Origin of the sequence: Candidatus Oscillochloris fontis, assembly GCF_004138135.1 — a bacterium.
Classification (GTDB): domain Bacteria; phylum Chloroflexota; class Chloroflexia; order Chloroflexales; family Chloroflexaceae; genus Oscillochloris; species Oscillochloris fontis.
On record NZ_RYFD01000035.1, the window covers coordinates 22,294 to 45,401 of the forward strand.

Here is a 23,108-nt window from a genome sequence, read left to right on the forward strand (position 1 = left end):
GGATCGCCCCTATTTGTATGCATGTGGTATGCTGATCAAGACCCATCCGTTCCTCCTGCCTGCCTGATCGCAATGATCAACCCGAAAGAGGCGTCTCTATGAAATGGATGAGCCCCTATCAGAGCAGCCCCCCCGCCCACGACCATCCCAGTGCCCTGATTCCCATGGTGATCGAGAGCAGTAGCCGTGGCGAACGTGCGTTTGATATCTATTCCCGCTTGCTCAAAGAGCGGATTATCATTCTCGGTACCCCCATCGAAGATCAGATCGCAAACCTGATCGTGGCCCAGTTACTCTTCCTTGATAGCGACGATCCCGACCGTGATATCTGGCTCTATATCAATAGCCCCGGTGGTTCGATCACGGCGGGCTTGGCGATCTATGACACCATGCGCCATATTCGCTCCAGTGTCGCCACGGTCTGTGTGGGAATGGCGGGCAGTATGGCCACTCCGATCTTGGCGGGTGGTGCCAAGGGCAAACGCTACAGTCTGCCCCACTCGACCATCCACATGCACCCGGCAGGTGGCGGCGCACGCGGCTATGCCCCCGATGTCGAGATTATGGCCCGTGAGTTGCTGCGCGAACAACAACTCATCCGCGAGTTGCTTGCCACTGATACTGGCCAACCTATCGAGCGAATCGCCAAGGATTTTGATCGTGACCTCTTCATGACCCCGATCCAAGCCAAGGAGTATGGGATTATTGACGAGATTCTGACTCGTGAAGATATCGCTGGCGGCGAGAAAAAGTAACGTGGGTGGTCTGATGTGCATCTGATCGGGGTGGAGTGATCCCCCCGATCATTGTCATCCTCTGTCACCCTGGAGATAGTCCATGACCCGAACCCGCAATACGACTGGCCGTGGTACCTATGTCTGCTCGTTTTGTGGCCGAGGCCAAGATGAGGTGCAACGCCTGATCGCTGGCCCCGGCACGGTCTTTATCTGCGATGAGTGTGTCGCACTGTGTAGCGCGATCATCGCCGAGGAGACCGAGCAGCAGATGTCGGCACCACGTCGCAGCGCACCGATTGGCCCCGCTCGCCTGCCGACCCCGCGCAAGCTCCGCGAGAAGCTTGATCAGTATGTGATTGGTCAGGATCGCGCCAAGATCGTGCTTTCGGTCGCGGTCTATAACCACTATAAGCGGATTAAGGCCGGTGCCAAGGTTGATGATGTTGAGTTGAGCAAGAGTAATATTCTGCTGCTTGGCCCAACCGGCAGTGGGAAGACGTTGTTGGCTCAGACCTTGGCGCGCATCCTTGATGTGCCGTTTGCGATTGCGGATGCGACCGCGCTCACCGAGGCGGGCTATGTTGGTGAAGATGTCGAAAATATTCTGCTGCGCCTCATCCAAGCATCTGATGGCGATCTTGAGCGCGCCCAAAGTGGGATTATTTATATTGATGAGATTGATAAGATCGCCCGCAAGGCCGATAATCCCTCGATTACCCGCGATGTCTCTGGTGAGGGCGTGCAACAGGCGCTCTTGAAGATCCTGGAGGGTGGTGTGGCCCATGTGCCGCCGCTGCCCGGTCGCAAACATCCCCAGCAGGAGTATATCTCCTTCGATACCACCAATGTGCTCTTCATTTGTGGTGGAGCCTTTGAGGGCGTCGAAGAGATTATCTCCCAGCGCATGCGCGGCAAGAGTACTATCGGCTTTACCAGCCAGCACATGCAAGAAGATCTGAGCGAACATGCTCGCATGCTCAGTCAACTCAATCAGGACGATTTGCTCCACTATGGCTTCATTCCCGAATTTATCGGGCGCGTGCCGGTGATTGTCTCGCTTGAGCCACTTACCAGTGAGGCGATGCTGCGTATCCTGACCGAGCCGCGTAATGCGGTCGTCAAGCAATATCAGAAGTTGCTTTCGCTCGATCATGTCGATCTGGAGATTACTGCCGATGCGCTCGATGCGATTGTCGAACAGGCCATGCAGGCCAAGACTGGCGCACGCGCTCTGCGTAGTATTGTCGAGGCGGTACTGTTGGATGTGATGTATGAGGTGCCGGCCCAAGAACATATCGGGCGCTGTATCATCAATGCCGAGGTGGTGCAAGGCCGGGGCTACCCCATCCTTGTGCCGCGTACCGAGTTCCGCCGTCGCTTGGACGAAGCTGTCTAATTCGGAAGCCCAAGGCCCATGGGCCTTGGGCTTCCTGCTGTGCTTATGCCACCGATTCGTCGTACATCTGAACGCACCGCCGAAGAGGCTCAGGCTCCGCGCCGCATCCTGATCGCCGATGATGATCCCTCCATCGCCGCATTGATCCAGGTGACGCTCAAAGACCCGCGCTATGAGATCGCGGCGGTCTCGAATGGCTTAGAGGCGCTTAAAGCCTTTGAGAAGAAGCCCTTCGATGTGGTCATCCTTGATGTGATGATGCCCTATGTGGATGGCTTCGAGGCGTGCGAGCGTATTCGCGCCCAGAGTGATGTGCCGATTGTCATCCTTACCAGCCGTGATGGTACCGAGGATGTGGTGCATGGCTTTGAGCTCGGCGCTGATGACTATATCACCAAGCCCTTTAAGACGGTCGAGTTGATCGCTCGCGTCGAGTCGATCCTGCGCCGCGTCGAGGGCTATACGGCACGCCGTGCCCCACCCGTGGTGCGTGTGGGCGACCTCGAAATAGACGAGCCACGCCACCGGGTCTCCGTGCGCGGCAACGATGTCAACCTCACCCCCATGGAGTTTGAGTTGCTCTATTTCCTCGCCGCGAATGCCGGTCAGGTCTTCGACCGCGAGACGCTCTTCCGCGAGGTGTGGGGCTATGAGTATGTCGGTGAGACCAATCTGGTGGATGTCTGTGTGCGCCGTCTACGCGAGAAGGTGGAGTTGATCCCTTCGCGGCCCAAGATTATTCTGACCGTGCGCGGGGTGGGCTATAAGCTGGCTGAATACTAGGTAACTGTTCACACTTGGGGTAAGAGAAACATTATTGTTCACGCGAAGGCGCGAAGGCACGAAGGTTTTTTACCCCAAGTGTGAATAGTTACAATACTAGAGGGTGTTGCATGGAAGAGGTGCATGTCTCGACCCATCCACTCGTGCTGCATAAACTGGCTTTGCTGCGCAGCGAGTTGACCGAACCAAAGAAGTTCCGCGAGTTGGTGCGTGAGATCGCCCAACTCCTCTTCTATGAAGCGACGCAAGATCTCCCCTTAGCCCCGCTCACAGTACAGACGCCCCTCGCCACCGCCCAGGGCTACGAGGTTGCCGAACAGGTCGGGGTGATCCCGATCTTGCGCGCCGGGTTGGGCATGGCCGAGGCGATTGTTGAGATCCTGCCCACCGTGCATGTCTGGCACCTGGGGCTGTACCGCGATCACGAGACGCTTCAGCCAGTGACCTACTACAACAAGTTGCCCGCCGAACCCGATATTGACATCTCGATCATTGTAGACCCGATGTTGGCCACGGGTGGCTCGGCAGTCGCAGCAGTAGACATCCTCAAGCACTGGGGGGCCAAACAGATCAAGTTCTTGGGCCTCATCGCCGCCCCAGAGGGGGTGCAACTGCTGCGGACAGCCCACCCCGATGTGGCGATCTACCTGGCGGCGATTGATAGCCACCTCAATGAGCGCGGCTATATTGTGCCGGGCCTGGGCGATGCTGGAGATCGCCAGTTTGGAACAGGATAGTCATGCTGAGTGTTGCGTTGGCCCTGACTCTGCTGACTGCTTTTGGGGTGACGGTACTCTTGATTCCCCCGCTCATCCGGCTGAGTGTGGCTCAAGGGTGGGTGGCCAAACCGGGGCCGCGCCATGTTCACCGTACTCCCACCCCGACCGTAGGCGGCTTGGCGATCTTTGCCGGGTTTAGTGTGGCGTTGCTGCTCAGTTTTGGTCTGGAGCAGTTCGACCCACTCCTCAACCGCTCGCCCTTCGAGCATGTGCGTTTGGGCCTGTTGCTATGCGGCGCAACCCTGATCGCCATTGTGAGTCTGCTCGACGATATCTTCGATCTGCCCGCGCTGCCGCGCTTAGGGGTACATATCCTAGCCGCCCTGATTGCGATTGGCCCCTACCTCTGGGATCAGACCCTCTACCCCGATGCGCTCGGTGCGCCCACCGAGGCGCAGGGGATCATCATCACCGCCTTCAACTTCCCCCTACTCAACCAGATCCCATTGCACCAGATCAGCCCCTGGCTGGCGATTGGCGCGACCATCTTCTGGGTGGTGGGCATGCAGAACATGGTGAACTGGTCGGACGGGCTAGACGGGTTGGCCGGAGGGGTCACGCTGATTGCGGCGGCGATCCTGGCCCTGCACACGCTGCAACTCGATCCGCCGCAGTACACCGTAGCACTCTTGCCGCTGGCGCTGGCCGGGGCATGTGCCGGGTTCCTGATCTTCAATTTTCACCCCGCCAAGCTCTTTATGGGTGATGTGGGCGCGATGACCATCGGCTACATCCTGGGGTTGAGCGCGATCATCGGCGGGGCCAAGCTGGCCACCGCGCTGCTGGTGATCGGGGTGCCGCTGATTGATATGGCGTGGCTCATTCTCAGCCGTACCCTCCGTGGTGGCTCCGCCGCCCGCGCCGGACGCGATCATCTGCACCACCGTTTGCTCGACATGGGGCTTTCGCAGCGCCAGGTGGTTCTCTTCTACTACAGCCTGAGTGCCGCCTTCGGGGCAATTGCGCTGCTCGATTTCTTTACCCCGCTGCTCAAGTTGGGGGCACTCTTCTGTTTGGGGGTGTTGGTGATTGGGATTTTGGCCTATACGGGGCGAAAAAAGTAGCACCGGCTGTAGGGGCGCGTCGCGACGCGCCCTCCGGCGCGATGATCGGAGCCTTTATTATGGCTTGGAGACGCATGGGGCGCGTCACGACGCGCCCCTACGCGGTATTTCTTAACCACACTAAACCACCGTGCGCCGCATCTCATACTGGTCGCGCAGCGTCTTGGCGAGGCTGAAGGTGGAGCCGATGGTGAAGAAGAAGCCCATCGCAAAATAGCCCTTCACCCACACATCAACCGGCAAATACCAGATGCCAATGACCATCAGCACTGACGAGACGACAAACGAGATCCATACAAACGCGACCCAAGCGGGTGAGTCCTTCTGATTCTGGTAGGTATCCATGGGGTTGCTCCTCTGGTGTGTGCTGCTTTTCTCTATGTTGAGCATAGCAGAGCCAGCAGAGGCGCACGGTAGCCAAAGGGTGAAGATGTAACCTTCGGTGGGGGTTCGGGGGCGGCTGCGCCGCCCCCGAAGATCTTTTTTGGGTGGTGTTTGGCGGCGAAGCCGCCAAACACCACCCAAAACTGGGGCTTGGGGCGTAGCCCCAAGAATATTGCCCATACTGTGAAGATGTTAGATTAACCCGAAGCGCAGCTTCCAGACATTGATCAGGGCTTCAAGTACAATGCGGCGCGACATTTTGGATTTACCGACGCGACGGTCGGGGAAAATGATTGGGATCTCTCCAACGCGGGCACCGACCCGCAGGGCGCGATAGACCATTTCGACCTGGAAGGCGTAGCCGTTGGAGCGCACCGCGTTGAGGTTGATCTTCTCAAGAACGCTGCGGCGGTAGCAGCGGTAGCCGCCGGTTGCATCAGCCACGGGCAGACCGAGGATGATGCCGGCATAGAGATTGCCGCCCCGGCTGATCAGTTTGCGGCCTAGCCCCCAGTCGGTGGTGCCGCCACCCTTGACATAGCGCGAGCCGATCACCATGTCGTAGGTGGTAGAAGCCGCAGCGATGAGTGGGGCCAGGTAGCAGGGATCATGCGAGAAATCGGCATCCATCTCGATGATCATATTGGCATCCTCGGCGAGGGCGCGGCGGAACCCGGCGATGTAGGCGGTGCCGAGGCCGAGTTTACCGGGGCGCGAGAGCAGGCCGATGCGGGAGTCATCTTTGGCCATCTGGGACACAATAGTGCCCGTGCCGTCGGGCGAACCGTCATCTACCACCAATACCCGGCAACGCGGATGGGCCAAGATCTGGGGGATGAGATGGCCAATATTTTCGGCTTCGTTATAGGTGGGGATGATCACCGTACAGTCGGCCATGTCAATCTTGCGACTGCGAGCAGATTCTTCCATAAAGATCTCGTTGAGCTTCCGAGAAGCTAGGATCGTAACATCACCGTGCTATTATAGCCCCGCATTGTATGGGGGGCAATCAGCTATCCATAGCTGATTAGTCCTAGCCCTTGTGCGGAAAGAGTAACCCCATGAGTACGCCCCCGCGTTTACAGGTTGGCTTGCGCCTCGAACATCTCTGGGTGGTGTTGGCGGTGTGTCTTGTGGGCGGGTTTGTGAGCCTAGTGCCCACCAAGCCGAACGATTTTTGGTGGCATCTGAAGGCGGGTGAGTTGGTGGCGACGAGTGGCATTCCGAGCACCAATCTCTTCGCCTGGACGCTGCCTGCCGAGCATCCCTACATCTACCAGAGTTGGCTGGGCGAGTGGCTCTTCTACCTGCTCTACCAGATCGGTGGCCTGCCGATGACCATCTTCGGGCGCAACCTGCTGGCGACGCTGGCGTTTGGGTTGGTGGCCTGGGAAGCGCGACTGCGCAGTGGCTCGTGGCGGCTGGCGGCGCTGGTAGTGGTGCTGGCCGGGGCGATGACGATCAACAACCTGAATGCACGCACCCAGAATTGGTCGTGGCTGCCCTTTATGGGCACGCTGATGATCCTGAGCGGCTACGCGGCGGGGCGTTTAGGGCCGCGCTGGCTGTTGGGGTTGCCGCTGATCATGGTCTTTTGGGTGAATGCCCACGGCGCATTCATCATGGGAATCCTGGTGGCGGGGGCGTTTGTGGTGGGTGAGACGCTGCGGCGGTGGCTGCGCCAACCGCGTGCGCTGAGTTGGGCCTTGTTGCAACGGCTCTATTTGGCGGTGGCGGGCATGGTGGTGGCAACGATGGTGAACCCGCTGGGGCCGGGGGTCTTTGGCTATGTGGCGAGTCTGCTGGGCGATGATGCGAGCCAGGGCTTGATTAACGAGTGGCAGCCACCTAGCCCGCAGACCCCGGCGGGGATGTTCTTTGTCATCGGGGTGCTGGTGCTGATTGCGGCCTTCGCCTTTGCGCGGCGGCGACCGAGCATCAGCGAGGTGATCCTGGTGTGTGGGTTGGGCTGGCAAGCCTTTATGGGGGCGCGCTATGTGGTGTGGTTTGGGATGGCAGCAATGCCGCTGGTCGCCCAGTCGCTGGCCGCGCCGCGCCCGATCTTGGGGAGTGCGCCCGCTCCAGCCCGTGCGGGTAATCTGGCCAATCTGATTCTAGCACTCGCCCTGGTGGGCGGATGGGGAACCTTACAGCCCTGGTTCAAGTGGCGCTTGCCGCTGCCCGCCGAGTACCAGGCGATCTTTGTCGCGATGCCCGGAGCGCCACAGATCTTTAGTGCCGATACGCCGGTGGCGGCGGTGGAGGAGTTGCGCAACGTGCCATGCGCAGGGCCGATCTTCAATGAGATGGGCTACGGCTCCTATATGGCGTGGGCGCTCTATCCACAGGCGCAGAGCTTTATTGATCCACGGGTCGAACTCTTCCCGCTCGAACAGTGGCGTGATTATGTGGCGATCACGCGGGGGCAAGAGGCGTTAGCCAAGCTCGATCAGTATGGGATTGCGTGTGTCTTGCTCGATGTTCACCTCCAACCCGCCTTGGCTAGTGCCTTGGATGAATCGAGCATCTGGGAGCGTACCTATCAGGATGCGCAGAGCGAGATCTGGCGGAGAAGGTGAGACGATTATCCGCAGATTACGCAGATTACGCAGATTACGCAGATTACGTAACTGTTCACACTTGGGGTAAAAGAAACCTCGTGTTGACGCAAAGACGCAAGGACGCAAAGGTTTTGTTGCCGGCTTTGCGCCTTTGCGTCTTGGCGTCAAAACCTGGAGGCTAGGAGAAGTGTGAACTGTTACCAGATTACGCAGATTTGTGTAGAGTGAGATCTGGTGCAGAAGGTGAGACAATGCAAGCAGCAGGCAAACCACGGGTAACGCTCGATCATGTCTGGATCTTTGCCGCGTTGGCCTTTATTGCGCTGCGCGCCCTGCTGACGCCGATCCAGCCGCAGGATTTTTGGTGGCACATGGCCACTGGCAAGATCATTGTCGAGACGGGGCAGATCCCAACCGTAGATAGTTTCTCCTACACCCAGGCGGGGCAGCCCTTCTACAACCAGAGTTGGTTGGGCCAAGTGCTGATGTACGGGCTGTACCAGATCGGCGGCCCGGCCCTGCTGGTGATCGTACAAGCCGCGCTCCTGGCCGCGACCTACGGGTTGCTGTTGCGGATCTGTGTCGAGCGCACCCAGCGGCTACGGCTGAGTGTAATCTTTCTACTGCTGGCCACCATGCCCGCCTCGTTCGACAACTGGATCGTGCGCCCGCAGACCTACGCGCTGAGCCTCTTCATCATCTACCTCTACGTGCTGGATGGCTGGCGGCGCGCCAATCCCGGCTATCGCTGGCAACTCTGGCTGCTGCCCGCCCTGGCGGTGGTGTGGGTGAACCTGCACGGCTCGTTCGTGCTGGGCGGGGGGATGATCGGGTTGACCTTTGGGGCCGAGTGGCTGCGGCGCTTGGTGGTGGATGTCGGGCAGCGGCGGGCAGGCTCGGTGGCTGTCGCGGAACCACGCGCCCCGTTGGGGCCACTCTTCCTCAGCGGGGTGCTCACGGGGGCGGCGTGGCTGCTGAACCCCGGTGGGTTCGCGGTGCTGGGCTATGTGCGCAACCTGCTGGGCAGCTCGGCAGTCACCCGCTTGGTGACCGAGTGGGCACCGCAGACGGTGCGCAGCACCAACGGGGTGATCTTCTTCCTGTTTGTGATCGTGGGGGTGGTGGTGCTGGCCTACGCACCGCGCCGAGTCAACCCGGTCGATCTCTTTCTAAGCGGGGTCTTCTTCTGGTTAGCGTTGGGGGCGGTGCGCAACAACCTGTGGTTTATTGCCGTCGCCACGCCCATGGTGGTGGTGCAACTGGCCAGTTGGCTGCCACGCAACGAACGCCCGGTCTTCCAGGGAGCAACGGCGATCAACAGCGTGCTGGTCGGGATGATCGGGCTCATGGTGGTGATGAGTCTACCCTGGTTCAAGCCCTACCTGGGGCTACCGCCCGCAGTCGGCGCGGTAATCAGCCCGGAGACTCCGGTGGCGGCGGTGGCGTTCTTGGCGCAAGAGCCGGAGCGGCCTGCGCGGCTCTTCCACGATATGAGTTATGGCAGCTACCTGATCTGGGCCTTGCCGAAGCAGCGCGTCTGGGCCGATCCGCGTATCGAACTCTACCCGTTGGAGCAGTGGATAGACTACCAGTTCTTTGGCAGTGGCGCGAACATGGAAGAACTGTTGGCACGCTACCAGATTGATGCCATGCTGCTGAGTAACAAGAACCAGAGCACCCTGATCGAATATGCCCAGGCGCACCCGGAGGTGTGGGAGCAGCGCTACGCGGATGACGAGGCGACCTACTTTGTGCGGCGGTGAGTAGGTTCTGTTTAATGATAGACACTCATCCGTGAGGGGAAAGCGCTTGGCATTGGCACCGTCTGAAGCGCCGCAGTCACGATTGGCAACAATTCCTTGAAGTCAATTGGTTTGGCAGCGTAGTAACTCACCCCTAAATCGCGCATCTTCGCCCGCAGACCAGGCGTATCATAGGCGGTGAGGACAAGGATGGGCGTGGTGGGTCGAAAGGCATGCATGGCCCGTACAAGCGCACTCGCTGAGCCACTCCCTGCACCCGGATCAACAATCAAGAGATCGACATCACCGTGGGCACAAGCCAACCACGCCGCATTGGGCGAGGATGCGACCGTGACGGTATAGTTCTCGCCAAGGAGTGTCTGGAGACCCCGCTGGGTGATCAGCGCCGCTGCCGGGTCATCGTCGCAGATTTGGATCTGCCTGGGTGGCATGGCTGAATCCTTCATGCAGGTGGACAAAAGGTGTCCAAGCATTATCGTACCAGCCTGTACCGCTCTAGGGAGAGGGGAGGTGACAACTTTATGTGATAAAGCGATAACCGGGGAAAGGGGTATTTCTAGGGGTAGAATCAGTCTTGGTTCGTGGGCAGGAGGATACTAAAGGTCGTTCCCTGGCATACTTCGCTCTCAAGCAGAATGCGCCCATTATGTTGGCTGATAATATGGGCACTGATCGCTAAGCCCAGCCCGGTGCCGTGGGTTTTGGTCGTATAGAACGGCTCAAAGAGGTGCGGACGGTGTTCAGGCGGGATGCCCACACCCGTATCGCAGATATCAATCTCGATAGTGGTTGGCGCTTCGTAGCGGGCCTGAAGCATGCGCGTGCGCACCCGTAGATCACCACCATCAGGCATGGCATCGCAGGCATTCAGAATAATATTCAGAAACACCTGCCGCAGTTGGTCGGCATGGGCAATGATGACCGGAATATCGCTACTCAGCTCGGTCATCGTATTGATGTGACTGTGGCGTAGGTGGGTCTGCACCAACTCCAGTGTTTCGCGCAGCAGCACATTGATATTCGTGGCGGCCAGTTCCGCTCGCGCCGGGCGGTAGAAGTCGCGCATGCGGGTGATGATGCGCGCAATGCGCCCCAACTCCTGCTGTGCAATCGTGAGGAAGGCGCGTTCGGGGGCATCCGCACTCAGATCCTGTTCGACCAAATAGAGGCTATTGCGGGCCGCGTAGAGCGGGTTATTGATCTCGTGGGCGACCGAGGCTGAGAGTTCGCCCACGGCGGCGAGTTTCGCACTCTGGAGGAGTTGGGCTTGGGCGGTATTGAGGCGGGCTTCGGCCTCGGCGTGCAGCGATTGGGTAAGCGCGAGATCGCGTTGCAATGCCGCAGCCCGCGTGCGCTGGTTCAGTTCATCAATCGAGACCGCAGCTAGATCGGCAAGCGCCTGGATGAACGGGATGTCGCGGGGATGGTAGAGGTGCGCGTGGACACCACCATAGAGCACGATAGCCCCGAAGCGCTGGCTGTCCACCCGTAAAGGGGCGATCAGCGCACTCTGGGGCGGCCACTCGTGCATACTATTGCGTAGATCAGCGAGATGGTACGGATCGAGTTCATTGAGCGTCAGTTCCAACTCTGGGCCAACCAGCAGCATAGCGCGTGGTGCCAGGATTGCTTTTCCAGGAAGACCATGCAGAGGGTGGGTGATGATGGTGCAGGGGTTAGCACTGGCGCTAGCACGCAGAATGAGGGTATTGCGCTCATGATCGACCAAGAAGAGGTGGGTGGCACTCGTGCCGGGAAAGAGCGTGGCCGCCTCGCGAATGATCAGTTGTACCACTGTATCCACATCGCGGCTGTTGGGCAAGGCGGCAGAGAGCGAGAGAATGACACTCAAACGGGCATTCAGATTGATCGCCCGCGTCATCTGGAGGGCAGCCTCACGCTCTACCGTCTCGGCCTGAGCGTGAACTTCGCTCAGACGCTGTTCAAGTTCGGCGACGCGCTGTCGGAGATCTTCTAGCTCACCCATAATTGCTCTTAACCTCAGGGCATGTGCAAAACTCTTGGGGCTGCACCCCAAACCCCAATTTTTGTTGTGTGTTGGCGGCTTCGCTGCCAATACACAACAAAAAAAGATCTTCGGGGGCGGCTACGCCGACCCCAAACCCTTACCGGAGGTGACTTTGCGCATGCCTTACTCTCAACCGGCTACGTTGACATCGTAAAGCCGTGCATGCTATGATGACCCTACCTAAACTATGCAACACTATAGTGCGTTTTTTCTTGGAGCGCAAACGGAATGAGTGACTTGGCGAATATCTTGGTGGTTGATGATGAACAAAATATCCGGCTGACTCTGAGTGCCCTCCTACGCCGATCTGGATATGCAATTACGACCGCATCGAATGGTGAGGAGGCAGTAGCACTCTTTAGTACGCATTCTTTTGATCTGATGCTGGTAGATCTTCAGATGCCGGGGATCAATGGTATTCAGGTTGTTGATGCGCTGCGTAGCCGGGGCCTCGATACGGAGGTGATTGTCCTTACCGGCCATGGTTCGCTTGAGTCGGCGATTGAGGGCATCCATCATGGTATCTTCGATTATATGTTGAAGACGAGTGATCCGGCCCAGATTATGGAACGGGTGGCCGCCGCACTGGCTGAACGCCTCAAGCGACAACGCCAGAGTACCTTGATTAGTACGATTGGCCAGGCTGCAAAGGAACTGGTTGGTGATAGCGTACCCACTTTGCAATCCGATCTCTCTCCGATTGCGCCTCCGTCCACCCCTTCGACACCCGTCGCGGCGGGCCACGAGCGGGTGGTGATCATTGGTCAGTTGCAACTCGACACCTGGCACCAGACAGCAACGCTCAGTGAGCGCTCGCTCAATCTGACGCCTACTGAGTTTCGGCTCTTGCTCTGTTTGGCCGAACACTCCGGCCAGATGCTCTCCTATACCCAGTTGGTGCGCTGTGCCCAGGGCTATGAGACGAGTGAGTTGGAAGCGGGGGAACTGATCAAGCCGCATATCCACCATCTGCGCCAGAAGATTGAACCTGATCCTAGCACACCACGCTACCTGCTCAATGTGCGCGGGAAAGGCTACATCCTCCAGATTGATTAAGGTTGAACTATGGCTAGCGAACTGCTCTACTTCAATGGCGTGAACGGCAGCCGTGGGACCTATGGTCGTCAACCAATGACTGCGGATCAACTCTCCGCCCTGATCCGGGGTGAAGATCCAAAGCCCGAAAATCTTGACCCCGATTCTGAACAGCGTCAGGAATTGCAACGCCGGGCCACGCAGGTGCGCACCGGCAATTTTGGTGTCAAAGAGGGGGTTAACGAGCGTGACCTAGCCCAGACGGGGTGGGGGGTCATCTTCCCGGCTGGCCCCCAGTCGGCCTCCATCCGCGAGGCGCTGAGTGAGTTGCTGGAATGGCGCAAAACCCAGGCCGGGGATCGCTATCGTGAGTGCATCGGCCCAACCGGCTATCGCCCCAATGAGAGTAAGGCCGATTTCTTGCGCCGTCAGAGTACCGCCACCTCTGGGCCGGTTGACCCAGATAAGTTCCCCTATTACCTGCTGCTCGTGGGTAGCCCTGAAGAGATCCCCTTCCGCTTTCAGTACCAGATTGATGTGCAATATGCGGTGGGGCGGATCTATTTCGAGACACTCGATGAGTATGCGCGTTATGCACGGAGTGTGGTGGCCTCGGAGCGTGGCGAGGTGAAGTTGCCCCGGAAGGCAGTCTTTTTTGGGGTGCGCAATTTTGACGATGCGGCCACGACTCGTGCTGCCGATGAGTTGATCTTGCCACTTGCGCAGGATATTCGTAAGAATGAGCGCGCTGATGGCTGGAGCATCGAGACGATCATTGGGGATGGGGCTAAGAAGGAGCGCCTGCGTGGTTTGTTAGGCGGCGAGGAGACTCCGGCGTTGCTCTTTACCGCCAGCCACGGGATGGAGTTTGATCCCGGTGACATCCATCAGATCCCGCACCAAGGGGCGATTCTGTGTCAAGATTGGCCGGGGCCGCGCCTGTGGCGTGGGCCAATCCCGCAGGAGTTCTACCTCGCGGGTGAGGATCTCGACTCGCGGGCGCGTCTGCTCGGTACGGTCGCCTTCTGTTTCGCCTGCTTTGGGGCCGGTACACCGCGTAACGATGATTTCCCGCACCAGAAGGGTATGCAGAGCGCGATTGCGCCCCACTCCTTCCTCGCGCACCTGCCCCAGAAGATGCTTGGGCATCCCAATGGTGGTGCGCTGGCCGTGATTGGCCATGTGGAACGTGCATGGACCTTCTCGTTTAGTGATGCCCGTGGTGGCCGTCAGATCGAGACCTTCAGCAGCGCCATGCGCCGCATGATGCTCGATGGTGCGCCGGTGGGCTGGGCACTGGAGTTCTTCAACAATCGTTACGCCGAATTGGCCTCGGTGCTGACAGAAGATCTGGAGAATGCCCATTGGGGTGTGAGTGTTGATCCGTTTGAACTCTCCACCAAGTGGACCGAACATAACGACTCGCGTAGCTATGTGGTGATCGGCGACCCGGCGGTGCGTCTGCCCCTCGCCGATGTTGGGGCACCGCCGAGTACTACCGAACGTACCACCATCTCGGTCGTCAGCGCTCCTACGTCCCCACCACCCCCGGTCGCTCCGGTTGCCCCGGTCGCTCCGGTTGCCCCAGTCGCTCCGAGTGTCCCCGGTATCCCCGGTCTAGGCACCCAGCCCATGATGCCCACCGGCATGCCCGATGGTGCGGGGGCCAGCTTTGGTCTGTTCGGTTCGGGCGACAAGAGTAGTGGCGAGAAGGGCGCGGTGAGTGAGGTGGTGCAGAAGTTGACCGCCTCGATCCAAGATTTTGCCGAGCGTATCGGCGAAACCCTCAAGCGCACGATTGAAGATGCGTCGCATCTTGAAGTTGAGACCTATGTCGCCGATGATCTCACCGCTATCAACTACCGCAATGGAGATTTCAATGGTGCCCATTTACGCGCCGTGACTCGGATGTCGCTCGATGGTGATACCCAGGTTGTGGTGCCGCGCCGCGAGGGCCAGATTGATGAGGAACTCTGGGCTATCCACCTGAGTATGGTGCAACAGGCTCAGGCCAATCGTGCCGAGATGATTCGTACCATCGCCAATGCTGCGGCAGGCTTGCTGGGGGCAATCAAGTAGATCCGTGGTGGGACAATAACCATGGCCATCTTCGAGGTGATCGATCCTGTCCTGGGGGCCACCACACCGCCCGGCCCATGGGTGACGCGGCCTGCGCCCCCCGTCTCATTTAGTGTCGCCGCTGCGCCTGAGGAGGCCGGGACGGTCTGGCGGGTCAATCTTCCCGCTGATCTCCAGGCGGCTCAGACGGTGCTCGATGGTGCTGATCGCAGCCTGCATGCCCAGGAGGTGGCATTAAGTACCGCCACCGCCCGCATCCAGCATCTGGCGCGTGGTGGGGCGAGTTTCTCCACCCGTATGCCCGCGCCGGAGGCGGAGTTGATGGGGTTGATGATGGAGGCCCGCGCCGCCCAGAGCGGGGCGTCTAGCTTTGGCCTGCGTGAATCAGTGACGGCGGGTTGGCAAGAGGCTGATCAGCGCTTTCAAGCCTTCTCCAACCAAATCCAAACCACGCTCACGACCTATGCGGTGGTCGAGACGACCATCGAACAGGTCGTGATCGGACGCTCACGGGTTGACCTAACCGGAGGGATTCAATCGCTCTTCCGTAACGACTTCCAACCCCATGAGATCGATCTTCATCGTAGAACGCTCAATGTCGCCTTAGCCTCACGCGCTGCGCTGTTGCGTACCTTCACCACGGTGCTACGCGGAGCAACAATCGTGGCAACCATGTTCAGTTCGCCGGTGGGAGCAATTACTGCGCTTCCCGCTGCTTGGAAATTTGTCGATCAGTTGCTCGATGATATGCGGGCAGCTACTGCCTAAGAGACACAGCCCCAAACCCCCACCGGGAGAAGTATCACCCCTACAACAAAGGAGCAATCGGTCATGGCTACCGAACTTGAGAACTCGATCCGCACCGCTGCTGAGAAGGTTGCCCGCTATATTGAGGACGCCGCTGAGATGGAAGTCAAGACCTACTATGTGTTGGTGTCGGCGCGTGAGATACCCAATTTAGAGACCGAGCGCCCCGGTGCATATACGGTAGTCAAGCTCGATGGCGATAGCAAGACGATTGTGCCCATGCGCGAGGCGCGTGAGGGTGGCCTGGAGATTGATGGCCCGCTCTTCGCCATTCATGAGCGCAATGTGACTACGGCGACCGAGTACCGTGCGCGGGTGCTCAACTCGTTGGTGGGTTTGCTTCAGCAGCGGAGTGGCAGGTAGCCCATGAGCAGCCCAGAACTACCGCCACGGTTGCGCGAGATCGTCGAGGAGTTTCGGCAGTGCGACCGCGACGAGAAGTTGGAGCTGTTGCTGGAGTTTGCGGATCGCTTACCGCCACTGCCGGAGATGCTTCAGGGCCATGCCCACATGCAGCAGGTTCACGAGTGCATGAGTCCGGTCTTTGTCTATGCAGAACGTGAAGGAACGGGGGTGCGCTTCTATGTGGATGTGCCCCCCGAAGCCCCCACCACGCGGGGGTACGCGACTCTGCTGTCCGAGGGGCTGCATGGGGCAACGCCGGATCAGGTGGTGGCTGTCCCCGCTGATTTCTTCTATGCGATGGGGTTGCAGCAGGTACTCAGCCCGCAGCGCCTGAATGGGATCAGCGCGATTCTGGCCTATATGAAGAGGCAGGTGTTGAAGCTAGGCTAGTGGTACACCATATCAACCGCAGAGGACACAGAGGTACGCAGAGGGATGGGTTTCTACAAACCCATAGATACCTACGGTTTTTCCTCTGCGCTCCTCTGCGTTCTCTGTGGTCAAAAAACAGAGATCAATTGGGATTACGCATCCAACTCAGCAATCAGCGCTGCGGTTGCCGCCAACAACTCACTCCCACCTAGCAGCGCCAGCGTCGGTGCCGCCCACTCCAGCGTCCGCAGGGTCTCCTCGCGGCCACTGCTGGTCGTCTGGAGGGCAGCGGCAAGCGCCGCCACGGCCTTGTCGGGGGCGATCTGGGCGTAGGTATGGGCTACGGCAACCCCGGCACGTGCACGCGCCGCAGGCCGCCGGATGTGGCGGAGCAGATCATTCGCCACATCGGGGTGCCCCGTCTCGGCGAGCGCAATTGCGATGCCCGCCATATACCGCCCCCGCGCCTCCCCACTCGTCAGCCGGGCCACATGTTCTGGAGCTAGGGCAACCTGACTCTGCCCCGCTGCCACCAACAAGGGCGCGATCAGGGTTAGCGCTCGCGCCCGTTCGCTGTCCACTTCAATTCCACTCGCCTGGTTCAAGGCAGCGAGTGGTTCACCCGATCTGGCGCGTTCAATTGCCAGATCGGCTGCACTGTGCGCCCGCTGATCATCGGCGCTCATACTATTCACGAGAACCCAACTCTCTTCCCAACCGCCCCCAGCGGCCAGGATGCGCGCAATCTCGTCCTTGGCCCAATCCCGCTCGTCATCATCATCAAGCTGAGCCAGAATCTGCTGCGCCGCGTGGTAGTCGCCACTCTGGGTGATCGCCACCGCCACCTTGGCCAAGGCGCGATCCCGTTCTTCACCAGTGGGGAGTTGGGCGGTAATCGTGAGCGCCGCCTCGCGCCGCCCAATCAGCGCGTGCGCCGCTGCTAGTGCCGCCAACAGTGGCGCACGATCATCGCCGGTGAGGCTGCCAATATCACTTGTGGCCCGTTCTAGCGCCAACATCGCCACCAAGCCATCGAGGGTCACACGCAGATCGAGCAGCGCCGCCACCCGGCTCTCCACCGCACTGATCTGCTCGGCGGCGGCCAGCGCATCACCATCCTTCTCGGCCAACGCCAATGCGTGGGCCAGCCGCGCCAACCCACGATCCCGCTGGCCTGGACTCGGCAGCGCTTCAATCCGCGCCCAGGCCGCCCGATCATCACGCGCAGCCAGGTCACAGGCCAGTTCAATCTCCGCCCAGGCCCGCACCGTCTCTAGGCTGATCTCCTCCAGGATCATACTGCCGCGCTGATCCCCGGCACGCACCAGCGCCACCCCCACCTCAGCGCGTGCCCAAGCGCCCATACCTTCGTGCAGCACCCCGTGGGCCACGCGGCGTGCCTGCGCCAGATCGCCAGTGGCAATCAGGTGGCGGACAACCTGCGTCTCGACCATGGCCCGCCGTTCGAGGTGCTCAATCCGCTCGGCAATCTGAAGCGCCACCGTGATCGCCTCCAGGCTGATCGCAGCTTGGGCGAGGGCCACAAAGAGTTGCTCGCGCTGTTCGCGCCAGGTGGGCGAGGTGGGGTTGGCCTCCAGATCGAGGGCGCGTGAGAGCAGCCGCATCGCCGAGGTGCGCATTCGCCCCGCATAACAGATCTCACCCAAACGGCGCAGGATCTGGGCCTTGTCCATCCCATCGGGCAGCCGTTCCACCAACTCCGTCACCCGCTTGAGCGCCGCATCGCGGCTACCCTGTTCCAGCCCCAGCGTCAGGGCGGCAACCGCGCTATCCGCATCCAGGCTGCGCGCACGGGTCGCGAGCATGCCGGTAAGGGTAGCCGCCCGAATCAGGCGCACAATTGGCCCGGATGCGGCAGCGTGCAGTTCCCATGCCGCATCACGTTGTGCATCGGCCAGCGAGGCCAAGCGCGAATGGTTACGCACCCACTCGTGCGAGGTGACTTGGGCCAGCCGGGTGGCGCGTTCGCTCGGCGGGCCAAGGGCGGCGTGGCGTGCCAGATTACGGGCCAGGTAACGCAATCCCGGCGTGGCCTGATTAATCGGGCGACTCAGGTGGTGCAACGCCAGCGCCGCGAGGGCGTCGTGGCTTGCGCTCAAGCGATCATCCCCGGCGAGCTTGGCAATCAGTGGCGCGAAGGCCGGATGGGCCAGACTAGCCAGGAACAGCGGGCCATCGCTCCCCGCCTGCATGGTGAGGTCAATCAGTTCCAGGCTCTCCCAGCCACTGAGCAGCGGCTCCGGGTCGGTCTGCACGAGTTCAGCGATCACCAGGAGTGGCAGTGGCTCAGCGGCGGCGGCCAACAGCAACGCCACCTGCTGTGCGCTGCTATCCAAGCTCTGCCACCAGAGACCGAGCAACCCTTCCAACCCTAGCGGTGGGCTACGCAGATCGAGCGACCCGGACTCATGCCAGCACAGTGCCAGCCGCAGATAGAGCAGGTTGCCCTGGGCCGCATGGATCACCGCAGAGCGCTGCGTCTCTTCAACATCGGCCAAGATCTGGGCGCTGAGAGCCACCATATCGGGATCAGCGGCGGGGAGCGTGAGCCGCAGACGTGGCACGCTGGGCAGTGGGGTGCCGGGGACACACCCGACCACCACGGTCAACCCGGCTGGGATCTCGCCGGGTACAATCGGCGGGAAGGGGCTTGTGGGTGGGGCATGCGGGTTGGGCAGATCGATCAGCAGCACCAACGGCTGCCCCGCACTTGCCAGCGCCTCACCGAGCAAACGATCCAGCGCCATCGGATCAGTCAGCGCGGCGGGGTCAATCAAGGGCAACCCCGGACGCCAGAGGGCAATGATCTGGGCATAGAGCGCCGCCAAACCCAGCGGCTCATCATCAGCCAGCCAGAGGGGGAAGGGTTGCTGCGCCGCGAGCGCCACAAGGAGGCTCGTCACGCCCGTTCCCGGTGCGCCTTCAAGAACCACCAGCCCCCCAGCGGGGTCGGCGCAGGCGTGCTGGAGAGACTCTAGGAGGGTAGGCCGGGGGAGCGCGCGGGAGAGCGCGGCAACTGCGCGAGCCGCTTGACGCTGGAGCGTCGGGGCAACTTCGGCATGCAGCGCGGGGAAGGACTCAAGGGCAGCGAAGGCTTGTGGCAGAAGGCTTGTCATCATGGGCATCCCGTAGGAGCATGGGCAAACCCCTTGGGACTATGCCCCAAACCCCAGTTTTTGCGGTTGTGTGGCGGCTTCGCCGCCACACAACCGCAAAAAAAGATCTTCGGGGGCAGCAAAGCCGCCCCCGAACCTCCACCAGAGGTGGTTTTTACTTGATCTCGATTGTGGCACCAGTCTCGGCCAGCTTGGCCTTGGCAGCCTCAGCATCTTCCTTGCTGACAGCCTCCTTGACCGGCTTGGGAGCAGCCTCGACCAGATCCTTGGCTTCCTTGAGGCCCAGGCTGGTCAGTTCGCGTACCACCTTGATGACGGCGATCTTGTTGGGGCCGACTTCCTTGAGGATGACATCGAACTCAGTCTTCTCCTCAACCGGAGCCGCCGCCTCAGCCGCTGCCACCGGGGCTGCGAAGCCACCCATCATCATCGGGGCAGCCGCCGTCACGCCCCACTTCTCCTCCATGGTCTTCTTCAGCTCGACCAGCTCAAGGACGTTCAGGGTCTCGATCGACTCAATAATCGCCGCAATCTTCTCGCTCGACATTACGTTATGCTCCTTAAAAGAAATGATGAACTTACAAGAGACAATCAACCAGGACGCACATGATCAGCAACTAGGCCGCGTCGCTGGCCGGCTGCATCTGATCGATGCGTGCCTGAAGGGTGTAGACCACATTGGAAACTGCGGCATTGAGCACACCGACCACACCGGAGACGGGGGCCGAGATCCCACCGAGTACCTGTGCCAGCGCCTCTTCGCGGGTGGGCAACTTGGTTACATTCTCCAGGCCATCCGCCGGAATGAGGCTGGAACCAAGGAGACCGCCGCGTAGCACCAGCGGCTTGACCGGCTTGTTGCTGGCATCCAGCAAAATCTTCGCGACCTTAGAGATATTGTCATACGCGAACGTAATTGCCGTGGGGCCTTCGAGCAGCGGCTCAATCGTCTCGCGCCCGGTATTGCGGGCAGCCAGACGCAGCAGCGTATTCTTGGCGACCACCATTTCGGCACCGTTCTCGCGCAGTTTGCTGCGCAGCGCCGTCAATTCAGCCATCGAGAAGCCCCGGTAGTCGGCGACGACCGCAAGCTGCATGCGCTCCATTTTGTCGGTCAGATCATCAACAATCTCAACCTTACGTGGTGTTGGCATTGTATTCACCTCCTCTCTTGGTTGGACATAGATCAAAAAAACCACCGTGTCAGCCAGACACCGTGGCGAAGAAACACACACATGGTTGAGCGGAGAACATCCGCCGCATCACATCCGTGCAACCTCGGCTGGCGGCCTGCTGGCCATTAAGGGGCGCCCGTGCGACCCACCGTGCTGTCTGGGGTGGCTATCTAGTTATTGAACCGTGCCGATTATACCATATCTTTTGCGCTTGTTTTTGACGGCTTCGCCGTCAAAAACAAGCGCAAAGAGGATTTGAGGCTTAGCTCAGCGCCAAGGTCTGCGCGAGGCTCGGATTGAGCGGGATTCCCGGCCCCATGGTGCTAGTGAGCGTCACCGTGCGGATGTAGGTTCCCTTAGCCCCACTCGGCTTAGCGGCCTTGACTGCGTCCATCAGGGCAATGAAGTTCTCGGTGATCTGCTCAGGGGTAAAGCTAACCTTCCCGATGGCCACATGCAAGATACCGGTCTTATCGTTACGGAACTCGACACGCCCACCGCGCACTTCGCGGATGGTACGCGGCAGTTCCTCGGCGGGAACGATAGTACCGCTCTTGGGGTTGGGCATCAAGCCACGCGGACCGAGCTTACGCCCGATGCGACCGACCTTACCCATCATGTCAGGGCTGGCAATTGCCACATCGAAATCGAAGAAATTCTCCTTATCGATGCGAGCAATCAGGTCATCACTCCCGGCGAAATCGGCACCGGCATCGAGGGCGGCCTGAATCGCCTCACCCTGGGCGAAGACCAACACGCGCACCGTCTTACCGGTACCGTGGGGGAGTGCCACCGTGGTGCGGATATTCTGATCGGCGTGGCGCGGGTCGATCCCCAGGCGCATATGCACCTCAATCGTGGCATCAAACTCGACGAAGGAGGTCTCCTTCACCAGATTGATCGCCTCTTCGGGGCTATAAAACTGGTCTTGATCGACCTTTGCGGCTGCCGCGAGATACTTCTTACCGTGCTTCGGCATTGCAGAGATTCCTTTCGTGGTCAGACGGGCCTCAGGCCCTCCCACAGGGTCAGACGCCCCAGTGGGGGCGTACTGCTAATCAACAATCTTAATGCCCATGCTGCGGGCGGTTCCGGCGATAATCTTCTCGGCCCCTTCGACATCAAGGGCGTTCATATCGGGCAGCTTCTGCTGGGCGATCTGGCGCAACTGGGCACGGGTAATCTGGCCCGCCGTGGTGCGGTTGGGCGTTCCCGAACCCTTCGGGGCACCAGCAGCCTTGCGCAGCAGATCGGCAGCCGGCGGGGTGAGCAGCTTGACCTGGAAGGAGCGATCCGAATAGATCGTGATCTCAACCGGCACAATACTCCCGGCCTGTGAGGAGGTCTTCTCGTTATACTCCTTCACAAAGCCCATGATGTTAATACCGTACTGGCCCAGGGCGGGGCCGACGGGCGGGGCCGGAGTGGCCTTTCCAGCCGGAAGCTGGAGCTTAACAACCGCGACGAGTTTCTTTGCCACAACGATACTCCTCTGTAATGGAGTGAGGGCGTTTGCCCGCTCCTCCCTCGCCACACCGTTCGGCTTCGTCAAACCGGCGGCGAGGTGTCAGACATACGTGTGGGGGCCAAACGGCCCCCAGCATACCGCAAACGAAGCTTGCGGGTAGAACCTAATCCACGAGCCGCGTGACCTGGAGGAAATCTAGTTCCACCGGCGCTTCGCGCCCGAAGAACGAAACCAGGACGCGCACCCGCCCGCGCTCGTGATCGATGGCATCAACGATGCCCTCGAAATCGGTGAATGGCCCATCGGTAATCTTGACCGCCTGGCCCTTCTGGTAGCTGACGCGCACCTTGGGTGCCTCGCCCTCCATCTGCTTGAGGATGGTCTTGACTTCATCGTCCTCAAGGGCAGTGGGCCGATTACCATGGCCGACAAAGCTGGTCACACCCGGCGTATTGCGCACTACATACCAGGAATCATCGGTCATGTGCATCTGCACCAGCACATAGCCGGGGTAGATTTTCTTGTTGACCGTGCGGCGCTGGCCGTTCTTGATCTCGATCTCCTCTTCGGTTGGCACGATCACACGGAAGATCTGGTTACGCATCTCCATCGAATCGATGCGATGCTCCAGATTCTGCTTCACCTTGTTCTCGTAGCCTGAATACGTGTGGATCACGTACCAGCGCCGTTCCTCGGAGGTCTCGGTGCTCTCTTTTTTTTCTTCCTCTGCCAAGGCAGCCCTCACATCACTAGCTCTTAACTCAGAAGCGACACGAGCTGCGTGTACAGGAACAGGAAGATCGAATCGCCAATAAACAGAATCAAGCCAATAGTCACAGAGATGGCGATGACGACGATCGTCAGACGAGTCGTCTCTTCACGGTTGGGCCAGACGACCTTCCGCAGTTCACTACGTGTCTCACGGATGGTGCGGGCAACCGCATTTTCCTGCTGCTCTAGCTCTTTTTCTTTGGCCACGGCCATTCTATTCCCTTAGCCGAATGTGAAGCAACTACGCAGGGGTTCAGTTCGCTGAACCCCTGCGTCGTCAGTGCTTCGATTATTCGACAATCTTGGTGACAACACCCGCGCCGACGGTACGCCCACCCTCACGGATGGCGAAGCGCAGACCCT

General features: G+C 59.9%; 24 protein-coding genes. 12 read left to right on the forward strand and 12 right to left on the reverse strand.

All coding sequences use genetic code 11. The annotated features are described in order from the left end of the window. The first annotated feature begins 98 nt into the window (after positions 1–98). The 5 genes from EKD03_RS13135 (at position 99) to EKD03_RS13155 (ending at position 4,759) form a co-directional block, all read left to right on the forward strand. A complete protein-coding gene (locus EKD03_RS13135; protein WP_420808804.1) occupies positions 99–755 on the forward strand; it encodes an ATP-dependent Clp protease proteolytic subunit in 657 nt (218 codons plus the stop codon). A gap of 82 nt (positions 756–837) precedes the next feature. Next, entirely contained in the window at positions 838–2,133 is a 1,296-nt protein-coding gene (gene clpX / locus EKD03_RS13140; protein WP_129631514.1) for an ATP-dependent Clp protease ATP-binding subunit ClpX, read from the forward strand. Between the two features lie 45 nt (positions 2,134–2,178). Then, positions 2,179–2,916: a response regulator transcription factor gene (locus tag EKD03_RS13145; protein WP_129631517.1), complete on the forward strand. Its 738-nt coding sequence runs from the start codon at positions 2,179–2,181 to the stop codon at positions 2,914–2,916. A gap of 110 nt (positions 2,917–3,026) precedes the next feature. Beyond that, entirely contained in the window at positions 3,027–3,653 is a 627-nt protein-coding gene (gene upp, locus EKD03_RS13150; RefSeq protein ID WP_129631520.1) for a uracil phosphoribosyltransferase, read from the forward strand. A 2-nt stretch (positions 3,654–3,655) separates the two neighbouring features. Then, on the forward strand, positions 3,656–4,759 hold the full coding sequence (locus EKD03_RS13155) for a glycosyltransferase family 4 protein (protein WP_129631525.1): 1,104 nt from the start codon (positions 3,656–3,658) through the stop codon (positions 4,757–4,759). Positions 4,760–4,879: 120 nt separating this feature from the next. Here the strand turns inward: EKD03_RS13155 and EKD03_RS13160 are convergent, their stop codons facing one another. Together EKD03_RS13160 and EKD03_RS13165 are read right to left on the reverse strand one after the other, a co-directional pair. Continuing rightward, positions 4,880–5,104, reverse strand: coding sequence for a YiaA/YiaB family inner membrane protein (locus tag EKD03_RS13160; RefSeq protein WP_129631528.1), 225 nt, complete (start codon positions 5,102–5,104; stop codon positions 4,880–4,882). Positions 5,105–5,335: 231 nt separating this feature from the next. Continuing rightward, positions 5,336–6,073: a polyprenol monophosphomannose synthase gene (locus EKD03_RS13165; RefSeq protein ID WP_129631531.1), complete on the reverse strand. Its 738-nt coding sequence runs from the start codon at positions 6,071–6,073 to the stop codon at positions 5,336–5,338. Between the two features lie 131 nt (positions 6,074–6,204). On the opposite strand from EKD03_RS13165, the gene EKD03_RS13170 reads away from it, so the two are divergent. Together EKD03_RS13170 and EKD03_RS13175 are read left to right on the forward strand one after the other, a co-directional pair. Further along, on the forward strand, positions 6,205–7,722 hold the full coding sequence (locus EKD03_RS13170) for a hypothetical protein (RefSeq protein ID WP_129631534.1): 1,518 nt from the start codon (positions 6,205–6,207) through the stop codon (positions 7,720–7,722). Positions 7,723–7,955: 233 nt separating this feature from the next. Continuing rightward, positions 7,956–9,467 (forward strand): hypothetical protein, encoded by a 1,512-nt coding sequence (locus EKD03_RS13175; RefSeq protein WP_129631537.1) that lies wholly within the window; start codon positions 7,956–7,958, stop codon positions 9,465–9,467. Positions 9,468–9,478: 11 nt separating this feature from the next. On the opposite strand, the gene EKD03_RS13180 is transcribed toward EKD03_RS13175, so the two are convergent. Together EKD03_RS13180 and EKD03_RS13185 are read right to left on the reverse strand one after the other, a co-directional pair. After that, the gene (locus EKD03_RS13180; RefSeq protein WP_129631540.1) at positions 9,479–9,898 is read right to left on the reverse strand and encodes a response regulator; all 420 of its coding nucleotides are present in this window, start codon (positions 9,896–9,898) and stop codon (positions 9,479–9,481) included. Positions 9,899–10,035: 137 nt separating this feature from the next. Continuing rightward, positions 10,036–11,454, reverse strand: coding sequence for a sensor histidine kinase (locus EKD03_RS13185; protein WP_129631543.1), 1,419 nt, complete (start codon positions 11,452–11,454; stop codon positions 10,036–10,038). Positions 11,455–11,724: 270 nt separating this feature from the next. Between EKD03_RS13185 and EKD03_RS13190 the strand changes: the two genes are divergently transcribed. The 5 genes from EKD03_RS13190 to EKD03_RS13210 all read left to right on the forward strand — a co-directional run bounded on the left by EKD03_RS13190 (position 11,725) and on the right by EKD03_RS13210 (position 16,212). Further along, complete coding sequence (locus EKD03_RS13190) at positions 11,725–12,552, forward strand: response regulator transcription factor (protein WP_129631546.1); 828 nt, start codon at positions 11,725–11,727, stop codon at positions 12,550–12,552. A gap of 9 nt (positions 12,553–12,561) precedes the next feature. Beyond that, positions 12,562–14,610 (forward strand): hypothetical protein, encoded by a 2,049-nt coding sequence (locus EKD03_RS13195; RefSeq protein ID WP_129631549.1) that lies wholly within the window; start codon positions 12,562–12,564, stop codon positions 14,608–14,610. A 21-nt stretch (positions 14,611–14,631) separates the two neighbouring features. Continuing rightward, positions 14,632–15,378: a hypothetical protein gene (locus tag EKD03_RS13200; RefSeq protein ID WP_129631552.1), complete on the forward strand. Its 747-nt coding sequence runs from the start codon at positions 14,632–14,634 to the stop codon at positions 15,376–15,378. A gap of 63 nt (positions 15,379–15,441) precedes the next feature. Then, complete coding sequence (locus tag EKD03_RS13205; protein ID WP_129631555.1) at positions 15,442–15,780, forward strand: hypothetical protein; 339 nt, start codon at positions 15,442–15,444, stop codon at positions 15,778–15,780. A gap of 3 nt (positions 15,781–15,783) precedes the next feature. Further along, entirely contained in the window at positions 15,784–16,212 is a 429-nt protein-coding gene (locus EKD03_RS13210) for a SufE family protein (RefSeq protein ID WP_129631558.1), read from the forward strand. Between the two features lie 134 nt (positions 16,213–16,346). On the opposite strand, the gene EKD03_RS13215 is transcribed toward EKD03_RS13210, so the two are convergent. The 8 genes from EKD03_RS13215 to EKD03_RS13250 form a co-directional block, all read right to left on the reverse strand. After that, positions 16,347–19,334 (reverse strand): hypothetical protein, encoded by a 2,988-nt coding sequence (locus EKD03_RS13215; protein ID WP_129631561.1) that lies wholly within the window; start codon positions 19,332–19,334, stop codon positions 16,347–16,349. A gap of 151 nt (positions 19,335–19,485) precedes the next feature. Then, positions 19,486–19,878, reverse strand: a complete 393-nt coding sequence (rplL, locus tag EKD03_RS13220; RefSeq protein WP_129631564.1) for a 50S ribosomal protein L7/L12 — start codon at positions 19,876–19,878, stop codon at positions 19,486–19,488. Positions 19,879–19,948: 70 nt separating this feature from the next. Next, positions 19,949–20,485 (reverse strand): 50S ribosomal protein L10, encoded by a 537-nt coding sequence (gene rplJ, locus EKD03_RS13225; RefSeq protein WP_129631567.1) that lies wholly within the window; start codon positions 20,483–20,485, stop codon positions 19,949–19,951. 283 nt (positions 20,486–20,768) lie between these two features. Continuing rightward, positions 20,769–21,485, reverse strand: coding sequence for a 50S ribosomal protein L1 (rplA, locus tag EKD03_RS13230; RefSeq protein ID WP_129631570.1), 717 nt, complete (start codon positions 21,483–21,485; stop codon positions 20,769–20,771). Positions 21,486–21,560: 75 nt separating this feature from the next. Next, positions 21,561–21,986: a 50S ribosomal protein L11 gene (gene rplK / locus EKD03_RS13235; RefSeq protein WP_129631573.1), complete on the reverse strand. Its 426-nt coding sequence runs from the start codon at positions 21,984–21,986 to the stop codon at positions 21,561–21,563. A 151-nt stretch (positions 21,987–22,137) separates the two neighbouring features. Further along, positions 22,138–22,650, reverse strand: coding sequence for a transcription termination/antitermination protein NusG (gene nusG, locus EKD03_RS13240; RefSeq protein WP_420808805.1), 513 nt, complete (start codon positions 22,648–22,650; stop codon positions 22,138–22,140). Positions 22,651–22,730: 80 nt separating this feature from the next. Beyond that, entirely contained in the window at positions 22,731–22,958 is a 228-nt protein-coding gene (gene secE, locus EKD03_RS13245) for a preprotein translocase subunit SecE (protein ID WP_129631579.1), read from the reverse strand. Between the two features lie 76 nt (positions 22,959–23,034). Then, the coding region (locus EKD03_RS13250) for an EF-Tu C-terminal domain-related protein (RefSeq protein WP_153188297.1) at positions 23,035–23,108 on the reverse strand (74 nt) is incomplete at its 5' end.

Coding starts and splice junctions, on each gene's coding strand:
- EKD03_RS13160 (WP_129631528.1), bottom strand. CDS start 5,104: ATGGATACCTACCAGAATCAGAAGGACTCACCCGCTTGGGTCGCGTTT.
- rplJ (WP_129631567.1), bottom strand. CDS start 20,485: ATGCCAACACCACGTAAGGTTGAGATTGTTGATGATCTGACCGACAAA.
- EKD03_RS13200 (WP_129631552.1), top strand. CDS start 14,632: ATGGCCATCTTCGAGGTGATCGATCCTGTCCTGGGGGCCACCACACCG.
- EKD03_RS13165 (WP_129631531.1), bottom strand. CDS start 6,073: ATGGAAGAATCTGCTCGCAGTCGCAAGATTGACATGGCCGACTGTACG.
- clpX (WP_129631514.1), top strand. CDS start 838: ATGACCCGAACCCGCAATACGACTGGCCGTGGTACCTATGTCTGCTCG.
- secE (WP_129631579.1), bottom strand. CDS start 22,958: ATGGCCGTGGCCAAAGAAAAAGAGCTAGAGCAGCAGGAAAATGCGGTT.
- rplL (WP_129631564.1), bottom strand. CDS start 19,878: ATGTCGAGCGAGAAGATTGCGGCGATTATTGAGTCGATCGAGACCCTG.
- EKD03_RS13145 (WP_129631517.1), top strand. CDS start 2,179: ATGCCACCGATTCGTCGTACATCTGAACGCACCGCCGAAGAGGCTCAG.
- EKD03_RS13175 (WP_129631537.1), top strand. CDS start 7,956: ATGCAAGCAGCAGGCAAACCACGGGTAACGCTCGATCATGTCTGGATC.
- EKD03_RS13180 (WP_129631540.1), bottom strand. CDS start 9,898: ATGCCACCCAGGCAGATCCAAATCTGCGACGATGACCCGGCAGCGGCG.
- rplA (WP_129631570.1), bottom strand. CDS start 21,485: ATGCCGAAGCACGGTAAGAAGTATCTCGCGGCAGCCGCAAAGGTCGAT.
- EKD03_RS13190 (WP_129631546.1), top strand. CDS start 11,725: ATGAGTGACTTGGCGAATATCTTGGTGGTTGATGATGAACAAAATATC.
- EKD03_RS13205 (WP_129631555.1), top strand. CDS start 15,442: ATGGCTACCGAACTTGAGAACTCGATCCGCACCGCTGCTGAGAAGGTT.
- EKD03_RS13210 (WP_129631558.1), top strand. CDS start 15,784: ATGAGCAGCCCAGAACTACCGCCACGGTTGCGCGAGATCGTCGAGGAG.
- EKD03_RS13170 (WP_129631534.1), top strand. CDS start 6,205: ATGAGTACGCCCCCGCGTTTACAGGTTGGCTTGCGCCTCGAACATCTC.
- EKD03_RS13215 (WP_129631561.1), bottom strand. CDS start 19,334: ATGATGACAAGCCTTCTGCCACAAGCCTTCGCTGCCCTTGAGTCCTTC.
- EKD03_RS13155 (WP_129631525.1), top strand. CDS start 3,656: ATGCTGAGTGTTGCGTTGGCCCTGACTCTGCTGACTGCTTTTGGGGTG.
- upp (WP_129631520.1), top strand. CDS start 3,027: ATGGAAGAGGTGCATGTCTCGACCCATCCACTCGTGCTGCATAAACTG.
- EKD03_RS13185 (WP_129631543.1), bottom strand. CDS start 11,454: ATGGGTGAGCTAGAAGATCTCCGACAGCGCGTCGCCGAACTTGAACAG.
- EKD03_RS13195 (WP_129631549.1), top strand. CDS start 12,562: ATGGCTAGCGAACTGCTCTACTTCAATGGCGTGAACGGCAGCCGTGGG.
- EKD03_RS13135 (WP_420808804.1), top strand. CDS start 99: ATGAAATGGATGAGCCCCTATCAGAGCAGCCCCCCCGCCCACGACCAT.